Annotated in this window: 21 protein-coding genes; 2 read left to right on the top strand and 19 right to left on the bottom strand. The window is 71.8% G+C overall.

From position 1 onward, the window contains the following. Positions 1-103 precede the first annotated feature (103 nt). Entirely contained in the window at positions 104-1,969 is a 1,866-nt protein-coding gene (locus DAERI_RS11155; RefSeq protein ID WP_165794170.1) for an Ig-like domain-containing protein, read from the top strand. A 332-nt stretch (positions 1,970-2,301) separates the two neighbouring features. Here the strand turns inward: DAERI_RS11155 and DAERI_RS11150 are convergent, their stop codons facing one another. The 14 genes from DAERI_RS11150 to DAERI_RS23090 all read right to left on the bottom strand — a co-directional run bounded on the left by DAERI_RS11150 (position 2,302) and on the right by DAERI_RS23090 (position 18,079). Then, positions 2,302-4,287 (bottom strand): thiol-activated cytolysin family protein, encoded by a 1,986-nt coding sequence (locus DAERI_RS11150; RefSeq protein WP_103129505.1) that lies wholly within the window; start codon positions 4,285-4,287, stop codon positions 2,302-2,304. Positions 4,288-4,316: 29 nt separating this feature from the next. Further along, positions 4,317-4,499, bottom strand: a complete 183-nt coding sequence (locus DAERI_RS11145) for a hypothetical protein (RefSeq protein WP_103129504.1) — start codon at positions 4,497-4,499, stop codon at positions 4,317-4,319. 88 nt (positions 4,500-4,587) lie between these two features. Beyond that, the gene (locus DAERI_RS11140; protein WP_103129503.1) at positions 4,588-5,166 is read right to left on the bottom strand and encodes an RICIN domain-containing protein; all 579 of its coding nucleotides are present in this window, start codon (positions 5,164-5,166) and stop codon (positions 4,588-4,590) included. Positions 5,167-5,261: 95 nt separating this feature from the next. Beyond that, complete coding sequence (locus DAERI_RS11135) at positions 5,262-5,636, bottom strand: DUF6006 family protein (RefSeq protein ID WP_103129502.1); 375 nt, start codon at positions 5,634-5,636, stop codon at positions 5,262-5,264. 130 nt (positions 5,637-5,766) lie between these two features. Then, positions 5,767-8,925, bottom strand: coding sequence for an ATP-binding protein (locus tag DAERI_RS11130; protein WP_133162020.1), 3,159 nt, complete (start codon positions 8,923-8,925; stop codon positions 5,767-5,769). Positions 8,926-8,989: 64 nt separating this feature from the next. Beyond that, the gene (locus DAERI_RS11125; RefSeq protein ID WP_103129500.1) at positions 8,990-9,739 is read right to left on the bottom strand and encodes an SDR family oxidoreductase; all 750 of its coding nucleotides are present in this window, start codon (positions 9,737-9,739) and stop codon (positions 8,990-8,992) included. A 52-nt stretch (positions 9,740-9,791) separates the two neighbouring features. Continuing rightward, entirely contained in the window at positions 9,792-10,520 is a 729-nt protein-coding gene (locus DAERI_RS11120; protein WP_103129499.1) for a hypothetical protein, read from the bottom strand. Positions 10,521-10,531: 11 nt separating this feature from the next. Beyond that, complete coding sequence (locus tag DAERI_RS11115; protein ID WP_103129498.1) at positions 10,532-12,058, bottom strand: hypothetical protein; 1,527 nt, start codon at positions 12,056-12,058, stop codon at positions 10,532-10,534. Between the two features lie 11 nt (positions 12,059-12,069). Next, positions 12,070-12,210: a hypothetical protein gene (locus DAERI_RS22420; RefSeq protein ID WP_165794169.1), complete on the bottom strand. Its 141-nt coding sequence runs from the start codon at positions 12,208-12,210 to the stop codon at positions 12,070-12,072. Beyond that, positions 12,207-12,446 (bottom strand): zinc ribbon domain-containing protein, encoded by a 240-nt coding sequence (locus DAERI_RS21795; protein WP_165794168.1) that lies wholly within the window; start codon positions 12,444-12,446, stop codon positions 12,207-12,209. The genes DAERI_RS22420 and DAERI_RS21795 overlap by 4 nt, the downstream gene beginning before the upstream one ends. Before the next feature lie 31 nt (positions 12,447-12,477). Continuing rightward, entirely contained in the window at positions 12,478-13,005 is a 528-nt protein-coding gene (locus tag DAERI_RS11110; protein WP_103129497.1) for a hypothetical protein, read from the bottom strand. A gap of 32 nt (positions 13,006-13,037) precedes the next feature. Continuing rightward, positions 13,038-13,808 carry a beta/gamma crystallin family protein gene (locus tag DAERI_RS11105; protein WP_103129496.1) on the bottom strand — a complete coding sequence of 257 codons (771 nt, stop codon included), beginning with the start codon at positions 13,806-13,808 and terminating at the stop codon, positions 13,038-13,040. Positions 13,809-13,852: 44 nt separating this feature from the next. Then, complete coding sequence (locus DAERI_RS11100) at positions 13,853-14,365, bottom strand: hypothetical protein (protein ID WP_103129495.1); 513 nt, start codon at positions 14,363-14,365, stop codon at positions 13,853-13,855. Positions 14,366-14,713: 348 nt separating this feature from the next. Then, entirely contained in the window at positions 14,714-18,079 is a 3,366-nt protein-coding gene (locus DAERI_RS23090; RefSeq protein WP_103129494.1) for an ATP-binding protein, read from the bottom strand. Between the two features lie 430 nt (positions 18,080-18,509). Here DAERI_RS23090 and DAERI_RS22015 point away from each other — a divergent pair, with 430 nt between their 5' ends. Further along, the gene (locus tag DAERI_RS22015; protein WP_133162019.1) at positions 18,510-19,103 is read left to right on the top strand and encodes a hypothetical protein; all 594 of its coding nucleotides are present in this window, start codon (positions 18,510-18,512) and stop codon (positions 19,101-19,103) included. Between the two features lie 209 nt (positions 19,104-19,312). On the opposite strand, the gene DAERI_RS11090 is transcribed toward DAERI_RS22015, so the two are convergent. From DAERI_RS11090 to DAERI_RS11070, 5 genes are all read right to left on the bottom strand, one after another. Then, the gene (locus DAERI_RS11090) at positions 19,313-20,242 is read right to left on the bottom strand and encodes a formylglycine-generating enzyme family protein (RefSeq protein ID WP_235610348.1); all 930 of its coding nucleotides are present in this window, start codon (positions 20,240-20,242) and stop codon (positions 19,313-19,315) included. A gap of 246 nt (positions 20,243-20,488) precedes the next feature. Beyond that, positions 20,489-21,892, bottom strand: a complete 1,404-nt coding sequence (locus DAERI_RS11085; protein WP_103129492.1) for a sulfatase family protein — start codon at positions 21,890-21,892, stop codon at positions 20,489-20,491. A 31-nt stretch (positions 21,893-21,923) separates the two neighbouring features. Continuing rightward, positions 21,924-22,496 carry a carbohydrate ABC transporter permease gene (locus DAERI_RS11080; RefSeq protein ID WP_235610347.1) on the bottom strand — a complete coding sequence of 191 codons (573 nt, stop codon included), beginning with the start codon at positions 22,494-22,496 and terminating at the stop codon, positions 21,924-21,926. Further along, positions 22,409-23,080: an ABC transporter substrate-binding protein gene (locus DAERI_RS11075; protein WP_235610346.1), complete on the bottom strand. Its 672-nt coding sequence runs from the start codon at positions 23,078-23,080 to the stop codon at positions 22,409-22,411. The genes DAERI_RS11080 and DAERI_RS11075 overlap by 88 nt, the downstream gene beginning before the upstream one ends. 29 nt (positions 23,081-23,109) lie before the next feature. Beyond that, entirely contained in the window at positions 23,110-24,333 is a 1,224-nt protein-coding gene (locus DAERI_RS11070) for an ROK family transcriptional regulator (RefSeq protein ID WP_235610345.1), read from the bottom strand. Between the last annotated feature and the right edge of the window lie 349 nt (positions 24,334-24,682).

The raw sequence follows: 24,682 nt of genomic DNA, 5'->3' as shown, positions 1-24,682 counted from the left end.
CGGGGCCGTCTCCTCTGCCTTCCCGCCGGGGCATTCCCCAATCACGTCCCAGTCAGGCCGCCTTGCCTACGGTGCGGGAGCCAAACGGCAAGGAGGTTTCCCCATGCGAAGCTTTACCCTGATCAGCGCGGTTCTACTGTCCGGCAGTCTCGTGGCCTGCGGCGGCGGCAGCGCGGTCCAGCCCGACACGACGATCAAGACCATCGAACTCACCCCCGCAAGCGTCAGCGTGAAGGTGGGCGAGGCGAGGACCCTCAGCGCCACCGCGAGGGACGCCCAGGGCCAGGTCGTGCCGAACACCACCTTCACCTGGAAGTCGAGCAGCGAGACCGTGGCGAAAGTGGCGGGCGGCGTCGTGACCGGCCAGAGCGCCGGGACCGCGAACATCACCGCCAGCGCGAACGGCGTCACCAGCAACGCCGCGGCCGTAACGGTGACCCAGGCCCAGCCCGCAGGCAACTTCGACCTCAGCCTGAGCGCCGACCGGCTGCCCGTGATCACTGGGACGAGCGCCAGCCTTACGGTGAATGTGACGCGCCAGGGCAGCTTCACGGGGGCCGTGACCCTGAACCTCAGCGGGCTGCCGGGTGGCGCGAGTGCCGCCCCCGTCACCATCCCCGAGGGCCAGACAAGCGCCACCGTGACGGTGAGCGCCGCCGCGAACGCCCCGCACTCCCAGCCCACGCCCGTGACGCTGACGGGCACGGGGGGAACCACGGTCACGAAGACGATCACCGTGACGGTGCGCGGCCCGGCGGGCAGCCTGGACACCACCTTCGGGTCGGGCGGGATCGCCGTCACGCCGGTGGGCGCGGGCGAGGACATCCCCTACGCCATGGCCGCCCAGCCCGACGGCAAGCTGGTCGTGGCGGGCCGCACCGGGGGCACTACCTCCGACGACTTCGGCGTGGTCCGCTACACCCGCGACGGGGCGCTGGACACCACCTTCGGCACCGGAGGCAAGGTGCTGATCGACTTCGCGGGTAAGTCGGACATCGCGCGTGCCGTGGCCGTGCAAGCTGATGGGAAGATCGTCGTCGCGGGCGGCGCCACCAATGCCGCCGGGGAGGAACGCTTCGGCGTGGCCCGGCTGACGGCGGACGGCACCCTGGACTCGGGCTTCGGGACGGGGGGTAAGGTCGTCACCGCCTTCCCGGACAGCAGCGGGGACCGGGCCACGGCGCTCCTCGTGCAGCCGGACGGGAACATCGTGGTCGGCGGACAGGCCAGCTTCGCCAGCAACGCGACGGGCGTGGACTTCGCCCTGGCCCGCCTCACCCCCTCGGGAAGTCTCGACGCGACCTTCGGCACGGGCGGGCGGGTCACCACCGCCATGACCTCCGGGGGCGCGGCGGACGCCATCCACGCCCTCGCGCTGCAAGGGGGCAAGATCGTCGCCGCCGGGGGCGAGGGCGATTTCAAGGTCGCCCGCTACACGGCCTCGGGTGCGCTCGACGCCTCCTTCGGCAGCGGGGGCAAGGTCAGCAGCGTCTTCGGCGGCAACATCGCCACCGCGAATGCGCTGGCCGTGGACGCCCAGAACCGCCTGGTGCTCGCCGGGCAGAGCCAGAACGACACCGCCGCCGTGCGCCTGACCGAGAACGGGGCGCTCGACCCCTCCTTCGGGGACGGGGGCAAGAAGATCATCCCCGTCAACCCGGACAACTGGGACAGCGCGACCGGGCTGAGCGTGCAGACGGACGGCAAGATTGTGCTGGGGGGCTGGGTGTACGGGGTGGGCTCGCAGAGCAACTTCGCGGTGACGCGGTTGAATGCGGGCGGGCAGCCGGACACCGGCTTCGGGCAGGGGGGCACGACCGTCACCCCCGTGGCCCCCGGCGTCAAGCCGGACGAGGCGCAGGCGCTGGTCCTCCAGCCCGACGAGCGTATTCCCGCCACCCGCATCGTCGCCGCCGGGCTGCGCAACGACAGCAACCAGGACTTCGCCCTCACCCGCTACTGGCCCTGAGCCTTTCCTGAACAGCGCGGCCTCCCGGTCAGAACCGGGAGGCCGCGCTCGTGGTTTGGGGGCTACCAGACCTGTCCCCCTGAGCATGGCGAACGGTCCCGAGACTTGGGGATGCTTCCCGGCGCTCGGCATGACCACACGGTTGCCCCGGCCTTCGCCAGTTCGGATTGAGGCCCAATCTGCCCCATCATCAGAAGGACCCTCCCCCTCTAGAGCCGGAAGGCCGGGGGGAGGGTCGCTCAGGGCTGGATTCTGAAAGTTTCCCTTGCCAAGTACGGGACCGCCGTTCAACCTCGCCGGAACCGCGCGCGTCATCTACTCGCCTATCCGGGTCAGTTCTGCTCGCGCACCCAGGTCACCGTCACCTGATCGCCGCCGCGCAGATGTTCGAGGTCGCCGAGGATGGCGGCGTGGCTGCGGGCGTTCACGCCGAAGTTGTCCTTGTCGATGTACAGCCGGGCTGCGGAGTTCAGGCTGGCGAGGGGGACCCGGAAGCTCGCCACCCGCCGGCTTGGCGTGACCTGCACCTCCTGAATCCCGTTGCCGCCCATGTCCACCAGTTTCAGCCACTTGTCGTAGATGTTGTTGCCCGCCTCGGGCGTTCCGGCCCCCAGCACGAGGACGAACTCGACCTGACCCTCGGGAATCTGCGGCTGGCGGCGCTTGATCTCGTAGTTCACGATGTTGGCTCGGTCATTCGTCGGGATGCGCCCGGTCGGCACGCCCGCCCAGGTGCCCTCCGCGCTCGTCACGGTGCAGTCGCGGCGGTCGTACACGACGCTGAAGCTGGTGCGGGCCACCTCGTTGTTCTTCAGGTAGCGCAGGGTGTACTTGATGGGCAGCCCCGGGTTGGCGGGGGAATAGCCCGCCGCCTCCGCGTCGGCGAGCAGCCCCTTGACCTGCTCGAACATCTCGGCGGCGTTCGCGGCGCGGATCGGCCCCACCGCCCGGGGCGCGCTGCCCCCGAAGGCGTAGTAGTAGATCTGGGTGCGGTCGAGGGTCCGCCGGGTCCGGGCGTCCAGCTCGGCGCGCGCCGAGGCCCCGCCGAAGTTGGCGGCGGCACCCAGCGCGGCCTGAAGGTCGTCCCGGCTCGCCTCGGTCTCGGCCACGAAGAAGATCGCCCGGCCGTAGCTCATGCTGGCGACGTACAGCGGCGGGTTGTCGGGCGTGATCTGCCCCTCGGGGTCGGTGAAGCGCTCGCCATCCCGGAAGACCGCCGTGGGGCTGCTCGGCGGCTCGAAGTTGACGGTGTAGAAGGGCTGGAGGAACTTGATGAAGTAGCGGTTCTTGCGGGCCTCCTGGTTCAGCCCCAGGTTGCTCTGCATCTCGAAGGTGCCGTAGCGGGCGTCGAGGCTGAGGCCCAGCAGCAGGCTGTTGTAGTCCGAGATCTGCTCCAGTTGCAGCCCGAACTGCGCCGCCGTGCCGCTCACCCCCTGGCGCAGCATGTTCTGCACGGCCTGGCGCACGGCGGGGCCGGAGACGCTGTCCAGGGGCGCCGAGTACCGCTCCTTGCCCCCCAGGTTCACGTTGTCCAGGGTCAGGGTGCCCCCCGCCCGGGAAATGGTGACGGGCGTGAAGACCCCGCTCTCGAACCCGCGCCCCTGCACGATGGCCCCGGGGTACAGCACCCCGGAATTGGGGTCCAGCAGCGGCAGCCCGTCCAGCGCCCGCACCTGCGAGTCGCCCCAACGTTGCGTGGTGCAGACACTCTGGGTGGCGAAGTCGAGGTCGCTCACCCGGCTCTCGGGGTCCCCCTGCGGCCCGTTCGGCCCGAGATCGGTGTTGAGGTCGCGCCCGTTGCGGAGGGCGGCGGCGGGGGTGCCCGCGGCGAGCAGGGCCCCCGGATTGATGAGGGTGCCCGGGTTGAGGAGGCCGATGGTGCCCGTGTTCGCGGGCGGGGCGCAATTCCCCCCGTCACCTATAGTCGTGGGATTCGGATAGAAGGCGACCCGGTTCGTCGCGGCGGTCCACACCGCCCGGCCACCCTCGAAGACCTGGTAGCGGTCTCCCTTACCCGGGCCAGCGCAGGGAATCTCGTCGCTTGCGGGAAAGCTCCAGCTCCCCTGCTCGTAGTTCTGGGTGGCCCAGGTCTGGCCGATGGTGCCGTGGACGGCATTCGCCCCGTGTTGCGGCGTCCAGTACACCATCCCGCCCTCAAACCACTGGCCGAAGGAGTCGGGCCGGGCCGGGGAACGGTTCACCGTCGTCGTGGGCGCACCGAAGCCCAGGGCCTGGGCCTTCTGCGCGATCTCGCTCTCCGGGGAGGCGAGGGCGGTGGAGGCGGTGAGGAGCAGCAGGGTCAGGGGAAGGTGCTTCATGGTGGGCTCCTTGGGAGGGAAAGGGACGCTCAACGCAGGCCACGCGGGGCGGCAGGCGGCTCACCCAGGGTGCGGAGGTACTCGGCCAGGTGCGCGGGGTCGGAGAAGTGCAGGCTCTCGCGGCGGCCCCGTTCCCGAAGTTCGGCGTGCCAGCCCCCCGACGGGCTGCCGGGCACGAGGGTCAGTTCCAGTTCGATGCGCGGCCGGGGCATGGGGCGGCCTCCTCACGACCCTTCGTGTGGCCGGGGTCGTCCGGGAGAAAGGGGGAGGAGCCGGGCGGCGGATGGGCGCCGCCCGCCCTCACCGGTCGCTGATCACGGGCAGGAAGGACCAGCGCTGGTTGTCGCCGCCGTGGCACGGGAACTGCTGGACGGGACCGTTCACCCGGGGGCTCCCGTAGGAGAGCGGAAGGTCCAGGCACAGCCCGCTCCTGACCGAGACCAGGCTGACGCCGCCGCCCGGGCCGGGCACCAGGTTCCAGCGCTGGTTGCTGGAGTCGAAGAGATTCGCACCCCAGATCTGGATCGCCGCGTGGCTCGCCGTACTCCAGTCCGCCACTTCCATGCGCCGCCCGTCCGCCGCGCGAACATCCGACGCGAGGGACAGCACGGTGACGCCGCCCGCCGGGTCGCGCCGCACCTGCCACAGGAAACCCAGCTCGGGGCGCCCGCCGGAATTGAAGGGGCAGGGCCTGGCCTCCACGGGTGTGCGGTCGCGCGTGTTCGGCACGAACAGGCACAGACTGCCGCCCGCCCCGCTCACCGAAGAGACGATCATCGCCCCGGCTTGCAGGGTCTCCTGCGCGGCGGCCCGCACCGGGAGCGAGAGGCCGAGTGAGGTGAGGGCGATGACGCCCGCCGTCTTCAAGGGGTGGTGCATGTCGTTCCTCCTCGTCGGGGTTTCAGGGGCCCGGGGGACGCCGCGCCGATCCCGGCTCGCGCCCCCACCGGGCTCATGGGAAGGGGACCACCCGGTCAGCGCTTCACGCAGCTCAGCGGGTAGGCGTTGTCCTGCCAGATCGTGTTGCCCGCGGCGGAGCGGCGGCCAGCGGCGGCCCGCAGGAACCAGTTCGTGCGGTCGCCGGTATACACGAAGCGGAAGTCGTTGCCGCTGACCCGGGGGCGCTCCAGGCGAACCCAGGGGCCGGAACCGTCCTTGAACCAGCCGCGGATGGCGACCCCGGAACTCGTGGTGCAGATGTCGCCGTCACACGAGGTCTGCGGGTCGTCCACCACGCGCCAGACCATCTGGGCGGGGCGACCGTCGATCAGGCAGGCCCAGTTGCCGAAGTACCACTGCGAGGGCACCGTGGACGCGCCCGCCAGCGAGGCCGAAGCGGCCAGAACCATACCCAACACTCTGTTCATCTCTTTCCCCCTTCTGGCCGCGCTCCGGCGACCGTGGCCGCAGGGTAGGAAAGGGGGCGACACCGGCCCGACACCGCCGCCGGGGCGGAGCGACACAAGCCGCCCGTCCCGCTCAGGCGGGCACGTTGAGCAGTTCCCGGGCGAGTGGCGTGTGCAGGAAGGCGGCCCGGAGGTCGGGGTCGTGCAGGCGCTCCAACCGGGCGCTCAGCTCCATTCGGGCGCGGTCCAGCGCCGCCGAGGCATCCTGGCCGTTGGCGGCCAGGGCGCGGGCGTGGGCCAGCCAGACGCCCTCCCCGAAGTGTTCGCGCAGCTCGCCCTGGGCGAGCAGTTGGGTCGCCTCCCGGGTGTCGGCGAGCGCCTGCGCCGCCTGTCCCAGCGCCAGCCGGGCCCCGGCGCGGGCGACCAGGGCCGACACGCGGTTGCTGCGCGAGTGGGTGGAGGTGGCGGCTTCCAGGGCCGTCTCGGCGGCCTCCAGCGCCGCCCGGTGATCCCCCAGGTCATTGAGCAACTCGGCCCGGACGTACAGGCAGTGGGACGTCAGGCGCTCGTTGCGGGTGGCCCGCGCGAGGTCCAGCGCCTCGTCGAGCGTCCGCCGCGCCTCGTCCAGCCGCCCCAGGCCGCGCAGGGCGCGCACGCGGGTGTCGAGGACGAACCCCGTCAGGTGCCGGAAGCCGTCCTCGCGGGTGATCGTCAGGGCGGCGTCGGTATCCGTGAGCGCCCGCCCGAAGGCCCCGAAGAGGGCCAGGAGCGTCGCGCGGTTGTTGTGCAGCCGGGCGAGGAGGTAGCGGTCGCGGGTGCCGGGCCACACCTCCAGCGCCCGGGTGAGGGCGGCGAGCGCCGCGTCCGCCTCGCCGCGCGTGAAGGCCATCACCGCCCGCCAGTTCAGGGCCTGCACGAGGAGGCCCGCGTCCAGCCCGGCGGCCAGCTCCTCGGCCTCCCGCACGAGGGAGAGGGCGCGGGCGTGGTCCTCGGCGTAATAGGCGGCTTCGGAAAGTTTTTGCAGCGCCTGGGCGGTGCCGCGCGCGTCGCCCGCCGCGCGGAAGAGGGCGAGCGACCGCTCGGCGGCCCCCAGGGCGACTTCGGGCCGCCCCTGGACCGAGTGGAGGGCCGCGCGGCGCAGCAGGGCGGCGGCGAGGGTGGGGCCGCCCGCGCTCGCCTCCAGCTCGTCCAGGTCGCGGGCTTGCCCGGCGTGGTCGCCCAGGCGGTAGGCGAGGTCCACCCGCTCCAGCAGGGCGGCGGGTCGGGCGGGGTGTCCGGCGGGCAGGCCCTCCAGGGCGCGGCCATACTGGGCGAGGGCGGTCGCGTGGGCGTAGCTCGCCACCGCCGCCCTCGCCGCCGCCAGCCAGTGTTCGGCGGCCTCGCGGGGCTGCCCGGCCTGCTCCAGGTGGGTGGCGATCACGGCGGGCGGGGCTCCCCGGCGCTCCAGGTCCTGCGCCAGGCGGCGGTGGATCAGGGTGCGGCGGGCCGTGCCCAGCGACCCCGCCAGCGTCCGGCGAACGAGGTCGTGGGCGAAGGCGTAGCCTCCTGGGCTCTCGCGCAGCAGCCGGGCGGCGGTGGCCTCCTCCAGCGCCGCCAGCGCCTCCCAGTCGTCGAGGGCGCTCGCCGGCGCCACCCCCTCCAGCGCGAAGGGTTCCCCGGCGAGGCTGCCCACCTCCAGGAGCCTGCGGGCCGCCGGGGAGAGGCGGGAGACGCGGCCCAGCACCGCCTCGCGCACGGTGGGGGGGATGGGGAGTTCGCGGTAGTCCTGGGTCTCCTCGTCGTAGGGGGTGGCCCACCCGCCCCCCGGAAGTTCGCGCAGCTCGCCCGCCTCGAACAGGCCCCGCAGCGTCTCCAGCAGGAAAAAGGCGTTGCCGCCCGTCGCCCGGTGGAGCCTGCGCGGAAAGAGCCGCGCCCGCTGCCCGGAGAGGGCCGTCACGAGTTCAGCGGTGTCCCCCTCGGTCAGCGGCTCCAGCTCCAGCACCTCGACCACCCCCTGCCGGACGAGGGCGTCGAGCGCCGCCGCCGCCTCGGGCCGCAGGGCGCCCACGCGCAGGGCGGCGAGGGTGGGCCGGGGGCGGCCCCGCTCGGCCAGGCGGGCGGCGGCGTAGTTGCCCAGCTCCAGGCTCGCCGGGTCGAAGTCGTGCAGGTCGTCACTCACCAGCAGGTCGACGCGGGTATACAGCACCTCCAGGAAGTCCGTGAAGGCGTCGAAGAGGCGCAACCGGTCCTCCTCGGAGCGCAGCGGCGGGGGCGGCTCGGGCCACAGCTCGGGCACCAGCCGCGACAGCTCGCGGCGCACGCCGGGCGCGAGGGGCAACTCCCCCTCCCGCGCCCACACCTTGCGGATGGCCCGGGCCAGGGTCGAGAAGGGCACCCCCGCGTCGAGCGGCTGCCCCCGGTTGACCAGGAAACGGCCCCGGGTGGCGGCGAAATCGCGCAGCAGGCGGCTCTTGCCCACCCCCGCCTCGCCCGTCAGCACCAGGGGCCGACCCGCCGCCCAGGCCGCCTCCAGCCGGGTCCAGGCCGACCCGCGCCCAATCAGAGGGGCATCCAGACCGGGGAGCCTCGGGCGGGAAAGGGGCTCGGGGGGCGGAACGCTGCGTCGTGCCCGCTCGGCCAGGGCGACCGTCTCCGGCAGGGGGTCGAGGGCAAATTCGCGCGCCAGCATCGCGCGGCAACGCTCGAAGATCGCCAGCGCCGCCTCCCGCTCGCCCAGCGCGAGGTGCAGCCGCATCGCCTCGCGGTAGGGCCGCTCGCGCAGGTCGTCGGCTCCCCGCAGCGTCTCCCAGGCGCCCAGGGCGCCCCGCAGGTCGCCCGCCGCCTCCAGCGCCGCCGCGTGCCGTTCCAGTGCCGAGCGCCATTCGGTATCCAGCGCCGTTCGCCGCGCTTCCAGCCAGTCCTCGAAGGCGGGGGCGCCGCGCAGGGTCAGCCCGTCGAGCAGGGGACCGCCGTAGAGGGCGAGCGCCCCGGCCAGGTCGTTCGCCCCCAACCGGGCTTGAAACTGTGCCGCGTCGCTGTCCTCCCAGCCGCGCAGGGCCACCGTGTCCGGGGTGAGGGCCAGGAATGGGCCGAGGGGCGTGCCGCCCAGGCGGTGCAGTTCCTGGCGCAGGTTCTTGCGGGCCGCGCCCTCGTCCAGCTCGGTCCACAGCAGGTCGGCCAGGACGGAACGGGATGCGGGGCCTTCCAGGGCCAGGTACGCGAGCAGCGCCAGCGCCTTGCGGGTGGGGAGCCGCACCTCGCCGCCCTCCAGCCAGACCCCGGCCTGGCCGAGCAGTCGCAACCGTGGGGGCATGGGCCGAGTGTACGTCCGGCGGGCGGCGTACGGGGCGCACCAGAACGCCTGGACGTTCAGGCCCTCAGCCCAACGTCTTCCCTCCATTCACCGAGAGCGTCTGCCCCGTGATGAAACTGGCCCCCGGGGACGCGAGGTAGGCCACGAGCGCCGCCACCTCCTCCGGCTGCCCCTGCCGACCCAGCGGGACGCCCCGGAGGTAGGCCTCCACCGCCTCCGGGTCGGCGTCCGTGTGCCGCTCCACCGGCACCCAGCCGGGCGCGACGAGATTCACGGTGATCCCCTGCGGCCCGAGTTCCACCGCCCACGAGCGCGTCAGGCCCACCATCGCCGCCTTCGCCGCCACATAGTGCCCGAACTCGGGGTTACCGAGGTCCACCACCTCGCTCCCGATGTTGACGACTCGTCCCCGCAGGGCGCGCAGGTCGGGCAGGGCCGCCTGGAGCAGCAGCAGGGGCGCCTTGACGAAAAACGTCAACTGGCCCAGGTGATCCTGCCAGGTCTGCCGCTCGACCGGGATGGTGGGTTGCGGCCCGGTCGCGTTGTTCACGAGCACTCCCACCGGGCCGAGTTCGGCGCGAATCCGCGCTATCCCGTCGGCCACCGCCCCCTCGTCGGTCACGTCGAAGCGGAAAGCCTGCGCGATTCCCCCGTTCGCCACGATCTCCTCGACCGTACGCCGCGCCCCCTCGTCGTCGTGCGCGTAGTTCACGGCGACGGGCCAGCCGTCCGCGGCGAGGCGCAGGGCCATTGCCCGGCCGAGGCCGCGGGACGCTCCGGTGACGAGGGCACAGCCGGGAAGTGTGTTGGACATGCCCCCATCGTGCCATCCCGAGCAGGACAGGCCCCGCCGGAGCCTGGCCGGCCTACCTTTGGCAATCCAGCCGCACCCGGAAGCTGGGGGTGGGAGTCGTGTAGCTGGCCCCGCCCGCGCGGCGGCGAATGGCATCCTCGAAGCCCTTGGGATTGATCTGGAACAGGAACTTGACGGGCTTTTGCGCTCTGGCCGGGTCGGTGCCGGAGGAATAGAACTTGAGTTGCCGGATCACCACCCCGCCCTGGGGCAGGGAGGCGAAGGTCAGCCCCTGCACATCCAGCGGGTCCACATTCAGGGTCCGGCCGTCCGGCAGGGCGAGTTGAATCCCCTCGCCCGTGCCGCTCACTCCAGTGTCGGTGGGGGACAGCGTGCCCCGGGCTCCATTTCGCAACTCGACCGTGAGGCCCCACCCCGGCGCCTCCAGGGGCGTGCCCGGATCACGCTTGATCGCCTCCAGCCTCGTCACCTTCAGCCGCCAGATCCCGTTGAACAGGGTTTCGCCCAGGCACCCCTCCAGCGAGGGCCGCTGGTTGGCGCCGCCCGGGGTTTGGTTGGCGGCTGTGGCCGCGCTGCCGAGCGTGAGGGTGGTGCCCTTCAGGGTCGAGTTGATCCCCAGTAACTTCAACGCCGAGAGCGGCACGTAGGTCTGGCCGTTCACCACGATGGCCTTGTCCGGGGCGACCTGGCCGCCCACGATGATGCTGTACTGGGTGCCCGCCGCCAGCGCGAGCCCGGTGAGGAGGGCGAGGACCGGAAGGAAACGTTTGGATCTGGACATGGGACCTCCCATCAGAACAGCAGCAGGGTGAACCCCTTGTCGGGGTTGGCGTAGTAGTCGTCCTCGGTGCGGCGGGTGACGACCACGACCGAGTCGTCCTCGTAGACCACGCCCGAGAGCGCCGGGAAGGGGCAGGAGGGCGCGAAGCAGGTGCCCTCGTCGTCCGTCAGGGTGGCGGAGGCAAAGGTGTTCCGGGTGTCGAAGCCGAAGACGACGCGCCACTGGCCCCTGGCACTCTCGATGGAAAACCCGCAGGGCGCGGTCGTCGCGGCGGCCCCGGTGAGTTGGGAGTTGTAGCAGCGCACGATCTGCCCCCCGGCGGGTTTCGTCACGTCCACGATCACGGCGGCCTTGAGAAAGCCCCCGAAGCCCAGGCTCTGGACCGCGTTGCCCTCGGCCCTGATCGCCGTCGGCCCGCGCCCCAGCACGCCGATGCCCGTGGGGGACTCGCCGCCCACGCCGGTGGCCCGGGAAGTGCCGTACACGCCGAAGCCCGAGCCCTTGTGTTCGCCGCGCACCCCGTACCCGTACTGCCCGCTGTTCACCCCCTCCACGCCGACCGAGTTCACGTCGGAGGGGGCCGCCGTGGTGCCCCGCACGCCCGTGCCGGTGGCGCTCGTGCCGCTGACGCCGGTGCCCGCCGTGCTCGTGCCGCCCACGCCGACGGAGTTGACGGCATCGGCCCGGCCCTGAATTCCGGCCCCGGCGGCGTTCGAGGTGTTCTCGCCGTACACGCCCGTTCCCGAGACGCTGACCGTCCCCTTCACCCCGTAGCCCTTCTCGCTCGTGCCCTGGACGCCGGTGCCGCTCGCGCTGCTGCCGCGCACGCCCGAACCCGCGGCACTCTCGCCCCAGACGCCACTGGAGCCGGGTCCGCCGCTGTTCACCCCGCGCACCCCGGCGCCGCCGCTGACCCTCCCCTCGCCGTACACGCCCGCCACACCGCCGCCGCTCACCGCCGACACGCCGTAGCCCGACTCGCTGTAGGCCCGCACGCCCGCGCCCCCCAGACTGATCCCGCTCACCCCGTCGCCGCCCGCGTTGGGGCTGGAGGCCAGCAGCGCCGTCCCCGCCCCGCTGTTCGTGACGGAAAAGGCCGGGTTGGGGCTGTTCACGCTGCCGGAGAAGGGCAGGGGGAGCTTTCCGCCGCCCCCCGATCCGCTCACGATGAGCTTTCCGCTCTGCGAGCTGTCGATGGTGATGTTCGGCCCGGCCTCCAGCGCGAGGCTGCCCGTCTTGCCGTTGAGGCTCGCCACGCCCGCGCCCCCCGGCGGGCCGACCTGATCCACCCCGCACTCCACCGCGCCGCCCTCACCGATGCCGCGCACGAACTGCCCGGCCTGACACGGGCCGCCGGTGATCCTCGCCTGCTTCCCCTCCAGCCCCGATCTCAGGGTGCTGAAGTTGGCGTTGACCTCGCCCGCGCGGATGGGTGTGCCGGGCGTGAACACGGTAAAGCTCTCTGCCCCCAGCGCCGCCGTGCCCAGCAGGGCGAGGGAAACGCCGGTGACGAAGGCCCTTTTGTCGCCTCTGTGCATGGTTGTCCCCCTCACTGCCAGGTCGCCCCGTCCCAGGTGCTGCCGTCCCAGGTGCCGCCCGCCGCAGTCGAGCCGCCCCCGCCGCAGGCTGTCAGCAGGCCCACGAGCAGCGCGAGGACCAGGAGGTCCCGGGCCAGTGTTCTCCTTCTCATGTCTCACCTCGCTGAAGTCGTGGCGACGGGCCTTCCTTCCCGTCCTGTGCGGCGAGGGCCTGCCCGCACCCCGCGCAGTAGCGGCTGTAGGGGGAGGTGATGCCCGCCCCACACGCGGGACAATGCTCCAGCAACCGCGTCCCGTCATTCACGCAGTACCGCTCGCCCGACTGCACCGGCACCGCGCGCAGGCAGCGGGGGCAGAGGCGGTAGGCCACTCTCGGGTCCTCGGGCACGGGCGCCCCTTCCTTTCCCCGGGGAGGGCCGTCACTGCGGGTAGCCGTGCAGGGCAATCGCGTCGATTTCCTCGTAGGCGTCCGGGTCGTGGTTCGGGTCAATCACCACCTTGACGGCCCGCACCAGGTAGCTCGTCTTGGGAAAGGTGGCGATGAAGTTCACCGTGTAGCCGGGCTGGGTGGTGTCCTTGCCCGACCAGACGAGGTGGGGGGTGCCCCCGGGATCGATGGCGAAGATCCGGCGGACAAAGCCGTTGCCGAACGTCTGCCGCACGAGCACCGCCGTCGCGTAGACGGGTTTGGCGAAGGCGACGGTGATGGACTGCTCCAGGCCGTTCCTGCTCGCGGGTGCCCAGGCCGTGTCACGGTCCCCGTAGGTCATGGTGTTGGGTTCGCCCAGGGCCTGTTTCGCACTCCAACTGGAGCTGCCGTACTCGGAGCTGCGGGTGACGACCGCGCTCGCCCACTGCTTGAGGAGGTCCCCCTGGGCGGAGGCGGGGAGGGCGGTCAGGGCGGCGAGGCCCAGGAGGAGGAGCCCGCGGCGGGATGCTCTGTTCACGTCCTGCTCCTTTCTGAGAGTCCGTCTCGGCCTCAGAACAGCCCGATGGCGGAGGAAATGCGGTCGTTCCAGAAGTCGCCGACCCACGGCACGCTGGTATTGCGGCCCACCGTGAAGGAGCGGCCCCCGAAGTGGATGTGCTCGAAGCAGGTGATCGCCTCGTCGCCCGTGCGGAGCGACGAGATCTCGTCGTTCCACGACACCCGGTCCCACGAGAAGAACAGGAACCCCGTAACTTTCATCGTGCGCTGCGTGAGGTCGTCGAAGGCGTGCCGGGGATCGAGCGTGATCCTCTCGCCACCGAAATCGATGTGTTCGAAAAACTCGGCTGGGCGACCTGCGACGTGGTGGAGGGGCACCACGCCCCCGCGTTCCAGGGCGGCCGTCAGGTCCTCCGGCAGTTGCCCGGTCTCCCGCAGGTGACGGCGCAGCGCCGCCTTCGAGGGGAAGGCCTTGAGGTGGCCCGTCTCCAGCAAGGCAGTATCCAGGTAGAAGTGGAGGGGCTGCCCGCCAAAGCGGGTCACGTCCCCCGGGCCGTACAAGGTGCCCTCCAGACGGAAGGGGCGGGGCACCGGGGCCTGCTCGGTCGGGGGTGGTCCCTCCTCCAACAAGGCTCGCCGGAGCATTTCAGGGGTGGTGGGGGTGGCGGCCGGTTCCGGCTGTCCGGCCCGCCGCACGGCCCGCACCTGAGTGGGGGTCAGGGTGGGGGCGGCCTGCCGGGCGAACTGTTCGAGGGTGGTCACGCCGCCGCGCTCGAAGTGGGCGAGCAGTTCTTCGGGGGTCATCAGGGGAGAAGTGGTCATCTCGGCTCCTTGGGGGTGAACCGCAGCAGGAACGGCAGGCCCGCTCACATCTGGCTCAGGCCTAGTTCCATCAGCCGGGCTCCGGCGGCCTCAAAGTCGGGGTGGAGCGCCGCCGCACTCGCCAGCCCCGCGCCGATCAGGGCGAGTTCCTCCGGGCCGATGGGTTTGGGCTCGTCGGGGTTGGGGGGCCAGGGGCCGTGCCCCGGAATCTTGATCACGATGCGCCCGTTCCCGCAGTCGTCGATAAAGCGGGAGATCAGGCCGCTCGCGTAACCCTGGACACTCCCCCGGGCCTCGCCGGGCAGGGCCTCGGCGAGCGCCTGGAGGGACACCACTTGGCTCACCAGCGCCTCCCCGAGTTCCCGCGCGACGGCGAGCCGCGGGGGCAGCGGCTGGGGATTGAGCGCGGCCAGCCGGACACGGTCCAGGGCCTGCCGGATCACCGGCCCCCACGGCCCGACCGGCTCGGGGTCGTCCGGGTTGGGGTAGCCGCCGGTCAACCCGCCGATCAGCGAGACCAGCGCCCGAGAGGAGAGGGTGAGCTGAGAATTCGTCATGTCGTGCTCCTTGTGATCGTCCGGCAGCCTCCGGTCCTTGGAAGCCGCCTGCCTGTAGCCCGCGAATGGACACCGCCCCTGAACCTCACGTCTCCTTCCACCGCCAGGGTGAGGGAGGCCAGGTCAGGGGCCGGTCAGGGAAAGAGGGCTTTTCGCCGGTGACGGGATCAGGCGGGCCGGGCGTTCAGATGGGCGCGAGGGTCAGGAAGGCAGTCCGACCGGGCGGGGCAAAGGGCAACGACCGGAGACGGAGCCCCACACCGGAGTTGCGGTGAGACCCCTCCCCCGTTTCCAATGGGGCAAGCACTCCCCAAGGTGAGCCCTCAGGACAATTCCTGGCACGCCGGCCTACGACAGGGCGTGTCCGGCAAATTGGCCTTCGAGAAAGCGCGCCCGGAACTCGGGAGGCACGTGCCGCTCGGCGGTCGCCCGCACCCACTCCCGGGCCAGGGCGAAAGCGGGGGCGCCGTCTTCCCCGGCGGCCTCCAGGGCGCGGCCCAGGGTGAAGAGTGCCTCGCCGCGCGTGAGAAAGGCGGGTTCGAGCGTCCGCAGGAGCCGCTCGGCCTCCCGGGCGCACCCCAGGGCCTCGGCGGGGCGGCGCAGGGCGAGCAGGGCCTGGGCCGAGCGCGTGGCGGCGGCAATCTCCAGGCCGCCCAGGTCGTTCGCGCGGGCCAGGGTGCCCGCCCCCCGGGCGAGCGCCAGGGCCTCCTCGGGCGGGGCGGCGAGGGCGCTGGCGAGCCAGACCCTAGCCTGCGACAGCGGGCGGGGCGCGGCGCCCAGGGCCTCCTCGGCGTCGGCGAACCACTCGGACGGGTCCTCACCCCGGCGCAGCGCGAGCATTCCCAGCGCCACCAGCGTGCGCGAACGGTACGGTCCCGGCACGCCGGGCCAGCCCTGGGCGAGGGCCAGATCATTCGCGGCCCGCTCGGATTGCCCCAGCGTCAGCCACACCTCGGCGGCCAGGGTGGGGAAGTATCCGGCGTGCCAGGAGCCCTCCCGGGTCGCCTCCCGCGCCCGGGCGAACTCGCGCAGGGCGAGGTCGTACTGCCCCAGGCTCGCGTAAGCCTGCCCGATGTTGGCGTGCCCCACGGCGGCGCCGCTGGAATCGCCGTCCATGCGCGACTCGATCTCGTGCGCGCGCTGTGCGGCGGCGAGCGACCCCCGCGCGTCCCCCTGGTCGAGGAGGTTCACCGAGAGGTTATACAGCGTGGCCGCGAGGTCGGAGAGGTGGCCGCCGCGCTCGAACAGGTCGCAGGCGCGGCGGTGCAGCGCGGTGGCCTCGCGGTGCCGCTCCAGGTGGTCGAGAACCGCCCCCAGGTTGCTCAGGTTGGCCGCCAGGCTCTGCGACTCCCCCAGCCCCTCCAAGGCGGCGACGGCCCGCCGCAGCGCCTCCGCGGCCTCGGTCATGCGTCCCTGGAGCCACAGGGCGCTCCCCACGCTCGCCTCCAGGTTCGCGCGCTGCTCGGTGACGGCGGGCGTCTCGGTGAAGGTCTCCGCCAGCGCCTCCAGCCCCCGCCGGGCCGCCGCCTCCGTCTGCGCCCCCTCCTGGGAGGCGAGGTGCAGTTCGGACTGGAGCTGCCAGGCGCGGGCGCGCTCCAGCGGGGTGCGGGCCACGGCAAACAGCTCGTCCAGCGCCTCCTGCCGGGCGGCGCGGTCGTCGAGGTGGCCCAGGGTCTCCGCGCGGGCTTGCAGGGCGCCAAAGGCGGCGTGGGGATCGTCCGCCCGCCTCGCCGCGTCCGCCGCCTGGCGGTAGAAGTCGGCGGCCTCCAGCAACCGCAGGGTGCCCTGCGCCGCCCGCGCGGCCTTGAGGAGCCACGGCACCGCCTGGCGGAAGTCGCCGCCCTCCAGCCAGTGCCCGCCCACGCGCGCCGCGTTCCCCTCCCGCCCCGCCAGTGCCCGCGCCGCCCCCCGGTGGAGCAACTGGCGCACCGCGCCCGGCGTGCCCGCCCGCACCGCCTCGTACACGAGGTCGTGAGAGAAGCGGTTCTCGCGCACGATCTGCGCCGCCTCCAGCTCCTCCCAGGCGGCCACCGCGTCCAGGATGGGGGCCTTGAGGACCTCCGCCACGAGTTCGAGGTCGAAGTCGCTTTGCAGCACCGCCGCCGCTCGGGCGGCCTGGAGGGCGGGGCCGGAGAGGCGCTCCAGCCGCCGGGCGAGGAGCGGCCCCACCCGACCGGGGGGCGGCAGGCGCGCGGGCAACCCCTGCTCCAGCCCGCCCGTCTCGATCAGGTGCCGGACGGTTTCGAGCAGGAACAGGGGATTACCCCCCGCGTAACGGCGCAGCCCCGCCCGCAGCTCCGGCTCGTGCGGCACCCCCAGGTCGTCCATCAGGGCGTCCAGGTCGGCCTCCCCCAGCGGGTGCAATTCGATCACCACCGCCACGCCCGCGTCCACCAGGTTCTGGATGGCCGCCTCCAGGTCCGGCGGGAGTTCGCCCCGTCGGTATGTGTCGATGAAGTGCGGCAAGCCCCCCGGCTGCCCCAGCGGGAACGCCGCCGACATCATGAAGGCGCCGAAGTCGTGCGAGGCCGGGTCGAAATACTGGATGTCGTCGGTCACGAAGGCGGCCAGGCCCTCGCTCGTGGCCCGCACGAGGTGGAGGGTCGCCTGCTTGAAGCGCAGGGTGTCGGCCTCGTCCTGAAGCGGCGGCACCTGTGCGCCGGGCTCGGCGAGTTCGGGCAGGATGCGCGAGAGTTCGCGCCGCTCCCAGGGCTCCAGCACCGCGCCCGGGCAGCGGGCGAGCCCGGCGCGCAGGTTGCGGGCCGCCGTGGCGAAGGGTTGCCCCATGTCGCCGGGACGGCCCTCCAGCAGCAGCACCTCGCCCTTGCTCGCCGCGAAGTCGCGCGCGAGGCGGGTCTTGCCCGACCCCGGCTCGCCGCTCAGGAAGATGACCTGGCCCGCTTGCCAGGCCTCCTCCATCCGCGCCCATTCCCGGTCGCGGCCCACGAGGTGCGGCGGGCGCAGGGCCGCGAGCGGGATGCTCCCCCCGCCCGTTCTCGGGGGCACGGGAACCCGGCCCCGCTCGATGTCGCGCAGCAGCGCCGCCGTCTCGGGCAGCGGCTCGACGCCGAACTCGCGCCGCAGCAGGGCCTCACAGCGGCGGTAGGCGTCCAGGGCGGCGGCGCGGTCACCGCGCAGGTAGTGCAGCCGCATGAGGCGGCGCCAGGCATCCTCGGAGACGGGGTCGAGGTCGAGCAGGTCCTTGGTCCGGGCCACCGCCCCGTCGTAATCACCCTCGCGCTCCAGCCGGGCGGCCTCCTCGCGCGCCGCCCCCGCCCGCCACTCGGCCCAGCGCCCCCGCTCGGCGAGCAGCCAGTCGTCCAGGTCGGGGCAGTCGTCGTAGTTCAGTCCCTCCAGCACGTCCCCGCCGGGGGAGGCGAGGTCCGCGTACTGCCCCCGGGTCAGGGCGTCCCGGGCCTCCAGGGCGTCCACCCGCAGCCCCGGCGCGAGGCACAGCAGCTCCCCGCCCTCCACGAGGTCCGTGCCCGTGGCGGCGCGCAGCTTGCGCAGCATTTGCACGAGGTTGTTGCGGGCACTCGCCTCGCGGGTTTCGGGCCACAGCAGGGCGGTCAGGCGGGCGCGGCGGGTGGGGCCCTCCAGCGCGAGCCAGGCGAGCAGGGCGGCGGTCTTGCGTTCCGGGTGCAGCCGCTGGCCGTCCGGCCCCAGGAGCCGGGCGGTGCCGAGCAGCTCGTAGTGCCACGGCAGGGCATTCATGATTCCTTCAGCGTACACCCCGGCGGCGGCGGCGACGTCGCGGCCAGCTCCCGCCGCACCTGAGGCGGTAGGCAAGGCGGTGGCAAGCCGAGAATCTGCACGCCGCCCTGAAACGCGGGGGCGACTTGGGAGACACAGGACTGACGCGGCCTGAACGTGTCCCCACACCACTGCCCTGCGCCTCCGTTGCGTTCATGTGGGGTTGCGTGGCTGGCCAGGTCTCGGCTGCTCGGCGGCCAGTGAGATGCAGGAAACACGAATACTGCACGGCGTCCGTGCTTCGGCTCGATCAGCTTCAGAACGTGCTGCTCCACTCGTCGCCCGCGTCCTGGGGAGCCCCCCCCTGCTTTAAACCGTGTCTTGACGGATCGTCAGGGCAGGTACGCTCCAAGTTCGCCCGGATGCGGGAGTTGCTTCCGTAGAATGGGTCGTGATGCGCCCTGTGGTCTTCGTCTGCCTGCTGCTGAACTCACTCGCGTCTGCTCAAGTCAACCCGAAGGTGATTGACCTGGCTGAGTTGCCGTTTACGTTGAGCGTGCCCGGCCACCTGGCCATGGACGCGGAGTCTGCGAAGTACGGGATTCGATTTGGTCAGATCATCAGTATTTCGTTCGGTGATGCGTCGACTGATCCGAATTACGGCATCACGATCAAATACGTGGAACCATTGAGCCGAGCAAAAGCGAAGGAACTCGGGGTTAGTGGTAGTGATGAGCAACGCACGGCGACGTGGGCTGCGCAAACGTATGCCATCGAACGGAAAAACTACCCGAAAGCAAAGTTCATGCCCTTACGTGCGGCGACGTTTCCAGGAGTCTCGGGTTGGGCGTGGTCGAAGGTCATTACGACTCCGGGTTGGTTGGAAACGGCTGGCACGTACTGGGAGTTCCAGAAGTATGGGTATAACGATGGGGCATCCCTGTATGTTTCTGTCACGGCGTACCCAGGTTTCGAGAAACAAGGTCAGGCGTTGTACAACATGGCCATGCGTTCGTTAAAGTTCCGGGATGGTGTGCGTCGCTAACAGGGCCACGGCGGTGCCTGTGTTCACTGCGCGTCACCGCCTTTGCCTTTGACCGTTTCCAAAGGTAGCAAGCCCTGGTCACGACCACCACCCGCACGCCCCGCTCCGGCAACGCGACCAAACGGAAAGATGATCCCCGTTGGTCCCCCGCCCTTTGCCGAGGTCGCCCACATCAGCTCCCCACACCCCGGCCCGACCCTCGCGGCCTCTCAGAGGCCCGGGCGCACGACGCAGCGAAACCCGAGGTGCGACGTGGACGAGTCGGCCTCCTGCCCCTGCCGCGCCGCCGGGCGGTAGCGGGAGCAGTAGTTCGGGGCGCAGAGGTGCGAGCCGCCCTTGATCACCCGCCGCGCTCGCCCGCCGCCGGCGGAGAGGTCCACCCGCGGGTTGCGCGGCAGGCAGCACGGGCGGGCCGCCCGCTCCGCGTGCCCGCCGAAGTGATCGCGGGTCCACTCCCACACGTTGCCGATCATGTCGAGCAGCCCGTACCCACCCGGGGGAAACGCCCCGACCGGGGAGGTCCGCTCGTACCCGTCCGTGGCGAGGTTCTCCCAGGGAAACCTCCCCTGCCAGGTGTTCGCCAGCAGGCGGCCCCCGGGGCGTTCCTCGTCGCCCCAGGCGAAGGTGGCGCCGTCCAGTCCCCCCCGGGCGGCGAACTCCCACTCGGCCTCGGTCGGCAGGTCCTTGCCCGCCCAGGCGGCGTAGGCGGCGGCGTCCTCGAGGGCGACATGCACGGCGGGATGCTCGTCCCGGCCCGCGAGCGTGCTGCCCGGACCCTCGGGATGACGCCAGCACGCGCCGGGCACGTAGGCCCACCACGCGGCGTAGTCGTGCAGCCCCACCGGGCCGGGCGGGGGCCGGAACACCAGGGAGCCGGGCACCAGGGCCTCCGGCGGGACGCCCGGAAAGTCCGCGGGCTCCGGGGCGCGCTCGGCCAGCGTCACGTATCCGGTCTCCCCGGCGAACCGGCGGAACTGGGCGTTCGTGACGGGGTGAGGGTCCATCCAGAAGCCGTCCACGTGAACGCGGTGGGCCGGGCGCTCCTCGGGGTAGTGGTGGTCGGAGCCCATCTGGAAGGCGCCGCCGGGAATCCACAGCATGGCGTCCCCGGGTGGAGGGGTGGGGTGGGTGGGCGTCATGCGTGGGCCTCGTCAGACGGGCGGGGTGGGAATGGGTCGCTGGTGGAGGTCAGGGCTTCACCCTTCCCGCAGGGTACAGGCGCCCGGCCTGGGAGCGAGGTAGATGAGCCCGTCCGCCGCATCGCGCGTGGCCGGGTGACGGGCAGGAGAGACCTTTCGCGGAGGATGGCTGCGGGAAGGGTCAGGGACACGGCACTCGCCTCGCTCGGGTTCGGGGAACGCCGACGCCAGGAGACGCTGTGGCCCTCAGCCGTGTTCCACAGTGAAGGGCACCCGGACCTCCCCGCCCTCCGCCTCACGCAGCGCCTCCACCGCGCGCCAGTGCAGGGGCGAGGTCACGGCCCCGTCCAGCAGGGGGTCCCGCGTCTCCCTCATCCACCCGAAGAGCCGGGCGAGCAGGGCTCGGTGAACCTCCCGGTACTCGGGCCGGTCGGCCAGGTTCTCTCGCTCCAGCGGGTCGGCGGTCAGGTCGTAGAGTTCGGTCAGGGGGTGGTAGGCGAGCATGGGGTACTTCGGGTCCTCGGTGTCGACCCGTGGCCGCCACGACTGCGAGGTGTTCATGAACGCGGGCGCGGCGCTGAAGTTCACGATGAGCTTGAACCGCTCGGTGCGGACGGCCCGCCGGGGATCGTAGTAGTCGTGGAAGGTGATCTCCGAGAACACCTCGGGGCGCGGCGGGGAGGCTTCCCCGTCCAGCACGGGGAGGAAGCTCCGGCCCTGTACATTCGGGGGCGCGGGGAGGTCCAGCGCCTCCAGCAGGGTCGGCACGACATCGACGTTGGAGAGCAGCTCCCCCTGCACGCGCCCCCCGGTCCAGCCGCGCGCCGGATAGCGGACGATGAACGCGATCTCCAGCCCGGGGTCGTACAGCGAGCCCTTCGCGCGGGGAAAGGACAGCCCGTGGTCGGTGGTGAAGAGGATCAGGGTGTTCTCCTCCAGCCCCAGGGCCCGCAGTTCCCTCAGCACCCGGCCAACGCAGGCGTCCAGGTACCGCACGGCCCCCTGAAGCTCCGCCGTCTCCGCCCGCGCGCCCGGCGTGTCGCTCAGGTACGGCGGGATGGACAGGCCCAGGGAGTCGTCGGGTTCGATGTAGTCGCCGATGAAGCCGAGGTAGTCGCGTTCCTCTCGGATTTTCGGGGTGAGGCGGTGCGGCTCGTAGTACCCGAGCTGGAGGTAGAACGGTTGGTCCTGGCCTGCCCGGCGCCGCAGGACCTCCAGCGCCCGCCCGGTCATCACGTCCCCGGGCGCGTCGTCGTTCGCGGCCTCGCCCACCGCCTCGTCGAAGCCGCAGCGCCGCGCGACCTGCTCCATGGTCTCGTGCCGGAGTTCGTGGTGAACGCCGACGAGCGCGGTGTGGTACCCGGCCTCTCGTAAAAGCCCCGCGAGGTGCCGCTCCCCGGCGTGCAGGTCCCAGGCGAAGTTGGCGTGCGTCAGGCCCATCACGCCGTTGGTGTGCGGGTAGCGTCCGGTGAACAGCGCGGCCCGCGACGGGCTGCACTGCGGCGCGACGCAGAACATCCGCCCAAACCTCACGCCGTCCGCCGCCAGCGCGTCGATGTGGGGTGTGTGGACGGTCGGGATGCCGTAGCAGCCCAGGAAGGTACCGAGGTCGTGGCAGTTGATCAGGAGGATGTTGGGGCGGGGGGGCATCAAGGGGTCTCCGTTGGGTGGGGGGGCGCGTTCAGCCTTTGACGGCGCCGAGCGTCAGGCCCCGCACGATGTGTTTCTGCGCGAAGATCACGAGGATCACGGCGGGGATCGTCGCCACCGTCGCGGCGGCGGCCATCTCGCCGTAGCGGATGCTGTACTCCTGCGCGAAGGCGGCGATGCCGATGGGGATGGTGGCGCTCCTCGGGGTGCTCGTCAGGGTGAGGGCCAGCAGGAAGTCCTTCCAACTGAAGATGAACGCGAGGAGGGCCGCCGCCGCGACGCCCGGGCGGGTGATCGGCAGGACGACCCGGGTGAGCGTGTGCAGCCGCGAGCAGCCGTCGATGGCGGCGGCCTCCTCCAGCTCCCGGGGAACGTCCGCGAAGAAGCTCTGCAGGATGAACACGGCGAGTGGCAGGTTGATCACCGCGTGCGCGACCGCGACGGCGATCAGGGTGTCGTACAGCCCCAGCCTGCGGGCGATGACGTAGAAGGGTCCGGCAAACACCACGGGCGGGATCAGGTTGAGCAGCAGCAGCCACCAGGTGAGGCCGCCGCGCACCGCCGGGGGCCAGCGGAAGCGGGTGAGGCTGTAGGCGCCCAGCACCCCGACGAACGTGACGATGACGGTGCTGCCCAGGCCGACGCCCTCGCGGCCTTTTCCACGTCCGCCCAGGTTTTCGGGGCCGCCAGGCCCGCCTTGTCGAACAGGTCCTTGCGGTAGTACAGGAGCTGGATGTTCCCGTTGATGGGGAGACCCAGGATCTCGCCGTTCCTGGTGGAGTTCCCCAGGCGGGCGTCCCAGCGGGTGGCGTAGTCGTACTCGATGATCTGCGGGTCGAGTTTGAAGTTCGGGTCAATCTTCCTCAGGGGCGTGATCTGCCCGTCCGCGTAGAAGCGCATGTACCACTGCTCGTTGAGGTTGACGAGGTCGAACTCGCTCTCCCTCGCGGTGACGGCGTTCTGGGTTTTTTGCAGCATCCCGGCGAAGGGGGTCACGTTCAGGTTGACCCGGTTGCCGGTCTCCTTCTGGTACTGCTCGGCGATGGCCCTGAAGCCCGGAAACCAGGGGGAGTCGTTGATCAGGATGGTGACCGTCTGCCCGCTCCCCTGCGCGCCGCCGCCGGAAAGCGCGAGGGTCAGGCCGGTGAGCAGGGCGGGAACGGCGAAGCGGGTGCGGGAACGGTTCATCGGGTCTCCTCGCGGGGCTGCCGCGCGTGCTAGGCGGGGGTGGGCGGGGCCATGTGGTGCAGGGCGTGCCGGGCGGCGCCCAGCGGCGCGGCGGTGTCGCGGTCGGCGGTGGAGAGGACGAGGTGGAGTTCGCGGCCCAGGATGGGTTGCAGCCGGGTGCGGGCCTCGTGCAGCAGGTGCCGCCGGAACTCCTCCCCGCCGCCCGAGACGAAGCCCCCCAGGACGACGTTGGTGACCTCGAAGACGTTCACCGCGTTGGCGACGCCGATGCCCAGGAAGCGGACGAGGTGTTCGACCAGCCCCCGCGCATGCGGGTCGCCACTCCCCGCGAGATGCAGGGCGTCGGCGAGTTCGGCGGGGCGGCCGAGGTGGTTGAGGGCGGCCCCGGGGTGCAGGTCGCGGAGTTCGTCCAGCAGGCGGCGGAAGGCCCGGGCCGAGGCGTACATCTCCAGGCAGCCGCGGTTGCCGCACACGCAGGGCAGCCCGTCCGGCACGACGGTGGTGTGGCCGATCAATCCCGCGTTCCCGAACATCCCGGTCAGGGGCACGCCCGCGCGCATCAGCCGCAGCCCGATGCCCTGGGCCACATCGAAATACAGGAAGGGCTGTTCACTCTGGCCCGGCTGACGGCCCGCCTCGGCCAGGGTCAGGGCGTCGATCTGGTGCAGGAGGTGGACGGGGACGCCCAGCGCGGCGTGCAGGTGCCGCTCCACCGGCCAGTCGCGCAGCGTCGGCACCCGCGGCGTGCTGAGCCACACCCCCCGCCCCTGGTCGATAAAGCCGGTCACGGCCAGCCCGCAGGTTTGCAGGGGTGCCCGGCCCGCGACCTGACCCGTCACGAAGGCCTGAACTCCGGCCAGCCACTCCTCCAGCAACCGCGGCGCCTCCAGGCCGAGGTCGAGGGTCCAGTGCCAGGCCGCCAGGACATCGCCCGCCAGGTCGGTGAGAACCGCCCGGACGACGGGCAGCTCGACCTCCAGCCCCAGGACCGTCCCGGCCCGGGGGTTGTACCGATACAGGGCGGGGGGGCGGCCCCCAGTGGACTCGCCCTGCCCCGAGCGCTCGATCAACCCGTCCTGTTGCAGGGCGCCGAGCGCCTTGAGGACGGTCGGCTGGCTGATGCCGGTGCGGCGCACGAGCTCCTCCACGGTCAGTTCCCCAGAGGTTTTGAGGGCTTGCAAAACGGCGTTCCGGCTGCTGGACGGGCGACCGGGCCGTTGAGCCATCGGCCCGGCCAGTTCTCGCTGACCCATAGAACACTCCTGTTTTGACAAAGACTTTAACTAAAGCTTTTAGTAAAGTCAAACCAGGGGTTGGACCGGGAGGAATTGCCACCTCTGCCCGCGCGCGGCCCGGCTGGCGCAACACCCTCTATCCCGGGACGAGCCCTCAGACCGCCCGGGCAACAGGACCGCCCACCGGAGGCAGGACCCGCCCGGCACTCCCCGCCGCCCAACGACCCGGTGCAAAAGCAGGCTGGTCTCTCCCCCAGCCTTGACACACCCCTGACGCGGGAGTACGCTTGCGTTAACGTTAGCAATCAAACCAGCCCTCCCGCCCATCCTCGCGCGTATCTTGCGTTAACCTTAACGCAAGCAGGTG

The sequence above is a fragment of the Deinococcus aerius genome (assembly GCF_002897375.1).
GTDB lineage: Bacteria > Deinococcota > Deinococci > Deinococcales > Deinococcaceae > Deinococcus > Deinococcus aerius.
This window is presented reverse-complemented; position numbering and strand designations above follow the sequence as displayed.

Coding starts and splice junctions, on each gene's coding strand:
- DAERI_RS11075 (WP_235610346.1), bottom strand. CDS start 23,080: ATGAACCGTTCCCGCACCCGCTTCGCCGTTCCCGCCCTGCTCACCGGC.
- DAERI_RS11105 (WP_103129496.1), bottom strand. CDS start 13,808: ATGACCACTTCTCCCCTGATGACCCCCGAAGAACTGCTCGCCCACTTC.
- DAERI_RS11125 (WP_103129500.1), bottom strand. CDS start 9,739: ATGTCCAACACACTTCCCGGCTGTGCCCTCGTCACCGGAGCGTCCCGC.
- DAERI_RS11120 (WP_103129499.1), bottom strand. CDS start 10,520: ATGTCCAGATCCAAACGTTTCCTTCCGGTCCTCGCCCTCCTCACCGGG.
- DAERI_RS11135 (WP_103129502.1), bottom strand. CDS start 5,636: ATGGTTCTGGCCGCTTCGGCCTCGCTGGCGGGCGCGTCCACGGTGCCC.
- DAERI_RS23090 (WP_103129494.1), bottom strand. CDS start 18,079: ATGAATGCCCTGCCGTGGCACTACGAGCTGCTCGGCACCGCCCGGCTC.
- DAERI_RS11090 (WP_235610348.1), bottom strand. CDS start 20,242: ATGACGCCCACCCACCCCACCCCTCCACCCGGGGACGCCATGCTGTGG.
- DAERI_RS22420 (WP_165794169.1), bottom strand. CDS start 12,210: ATGAGAAGGAGAACACTGGCCCGGGACCTCCTGGTCCTCGCGCTGCTC.
- DAERI_RS11140 (WP_103129503.1), bottom strand. CDS start 5,166: ATGCACCACCCCTTGAAGACGGCGGGCGTCATCGCCCTCACCTCACTC.
- DAERI_RS11100 (WP_103129495.1), bottom strand. CDS start 14,365: ATGACGAATTCTCAGCTCACCCTCTCCTCTCGGGCGCTGGTCTCGCTG.
- DAERI_RS11155 (WP_165794170.1), top strand. CDS start 104: ATGCGAAGCTTTACCCTGATCAGCGCGGTTCTACTGTCCGGCAGTCTC.
- DAERI_RS11145 (WP_103129504.1), bottom strand. CDS start 4,499: ATGCCCCGGCCGCGCATCGAACTGGAACTGACCCTCGTGCCCGGCAGC.
- DAERI_RS11115 (WP_103129498.1), bottom strand. CDS start 12,058: ATGCACAGAGGCGACAAAAGGGCCTTCGTCACCGGCGTTTCCCTCGCC.
- DAERI_RS11130 (WP_133162020.1), bottom strand. CDS start 8,925: ATGCCCCCACGGTTGCGACTGCTCGGCCAGGCCGGGGTCTGGCTGGAG.
- DAERI_RS11085 (WP_103129492.1), bottom strand. CDS start 21,892: ATGCCCCCCCGCCCCAACATCCTCCTGATCAACTGCCACGACCTCGGT.
- DAERI_RS11150 (WP_103129505.1), bottom strand. CDS start 4,287: ATGAAGCACCTTCCCCTGACCCTGCTGCTCCTCACCGCCTCCACCGCC.
- DAERI_RS11070 (WP_235610345.1), bottom strand. CDS start 24,333: ATGGGTCAGCGAGAACTGGCCGGGCCGATGGCTCAACGGCCCGGTCGC.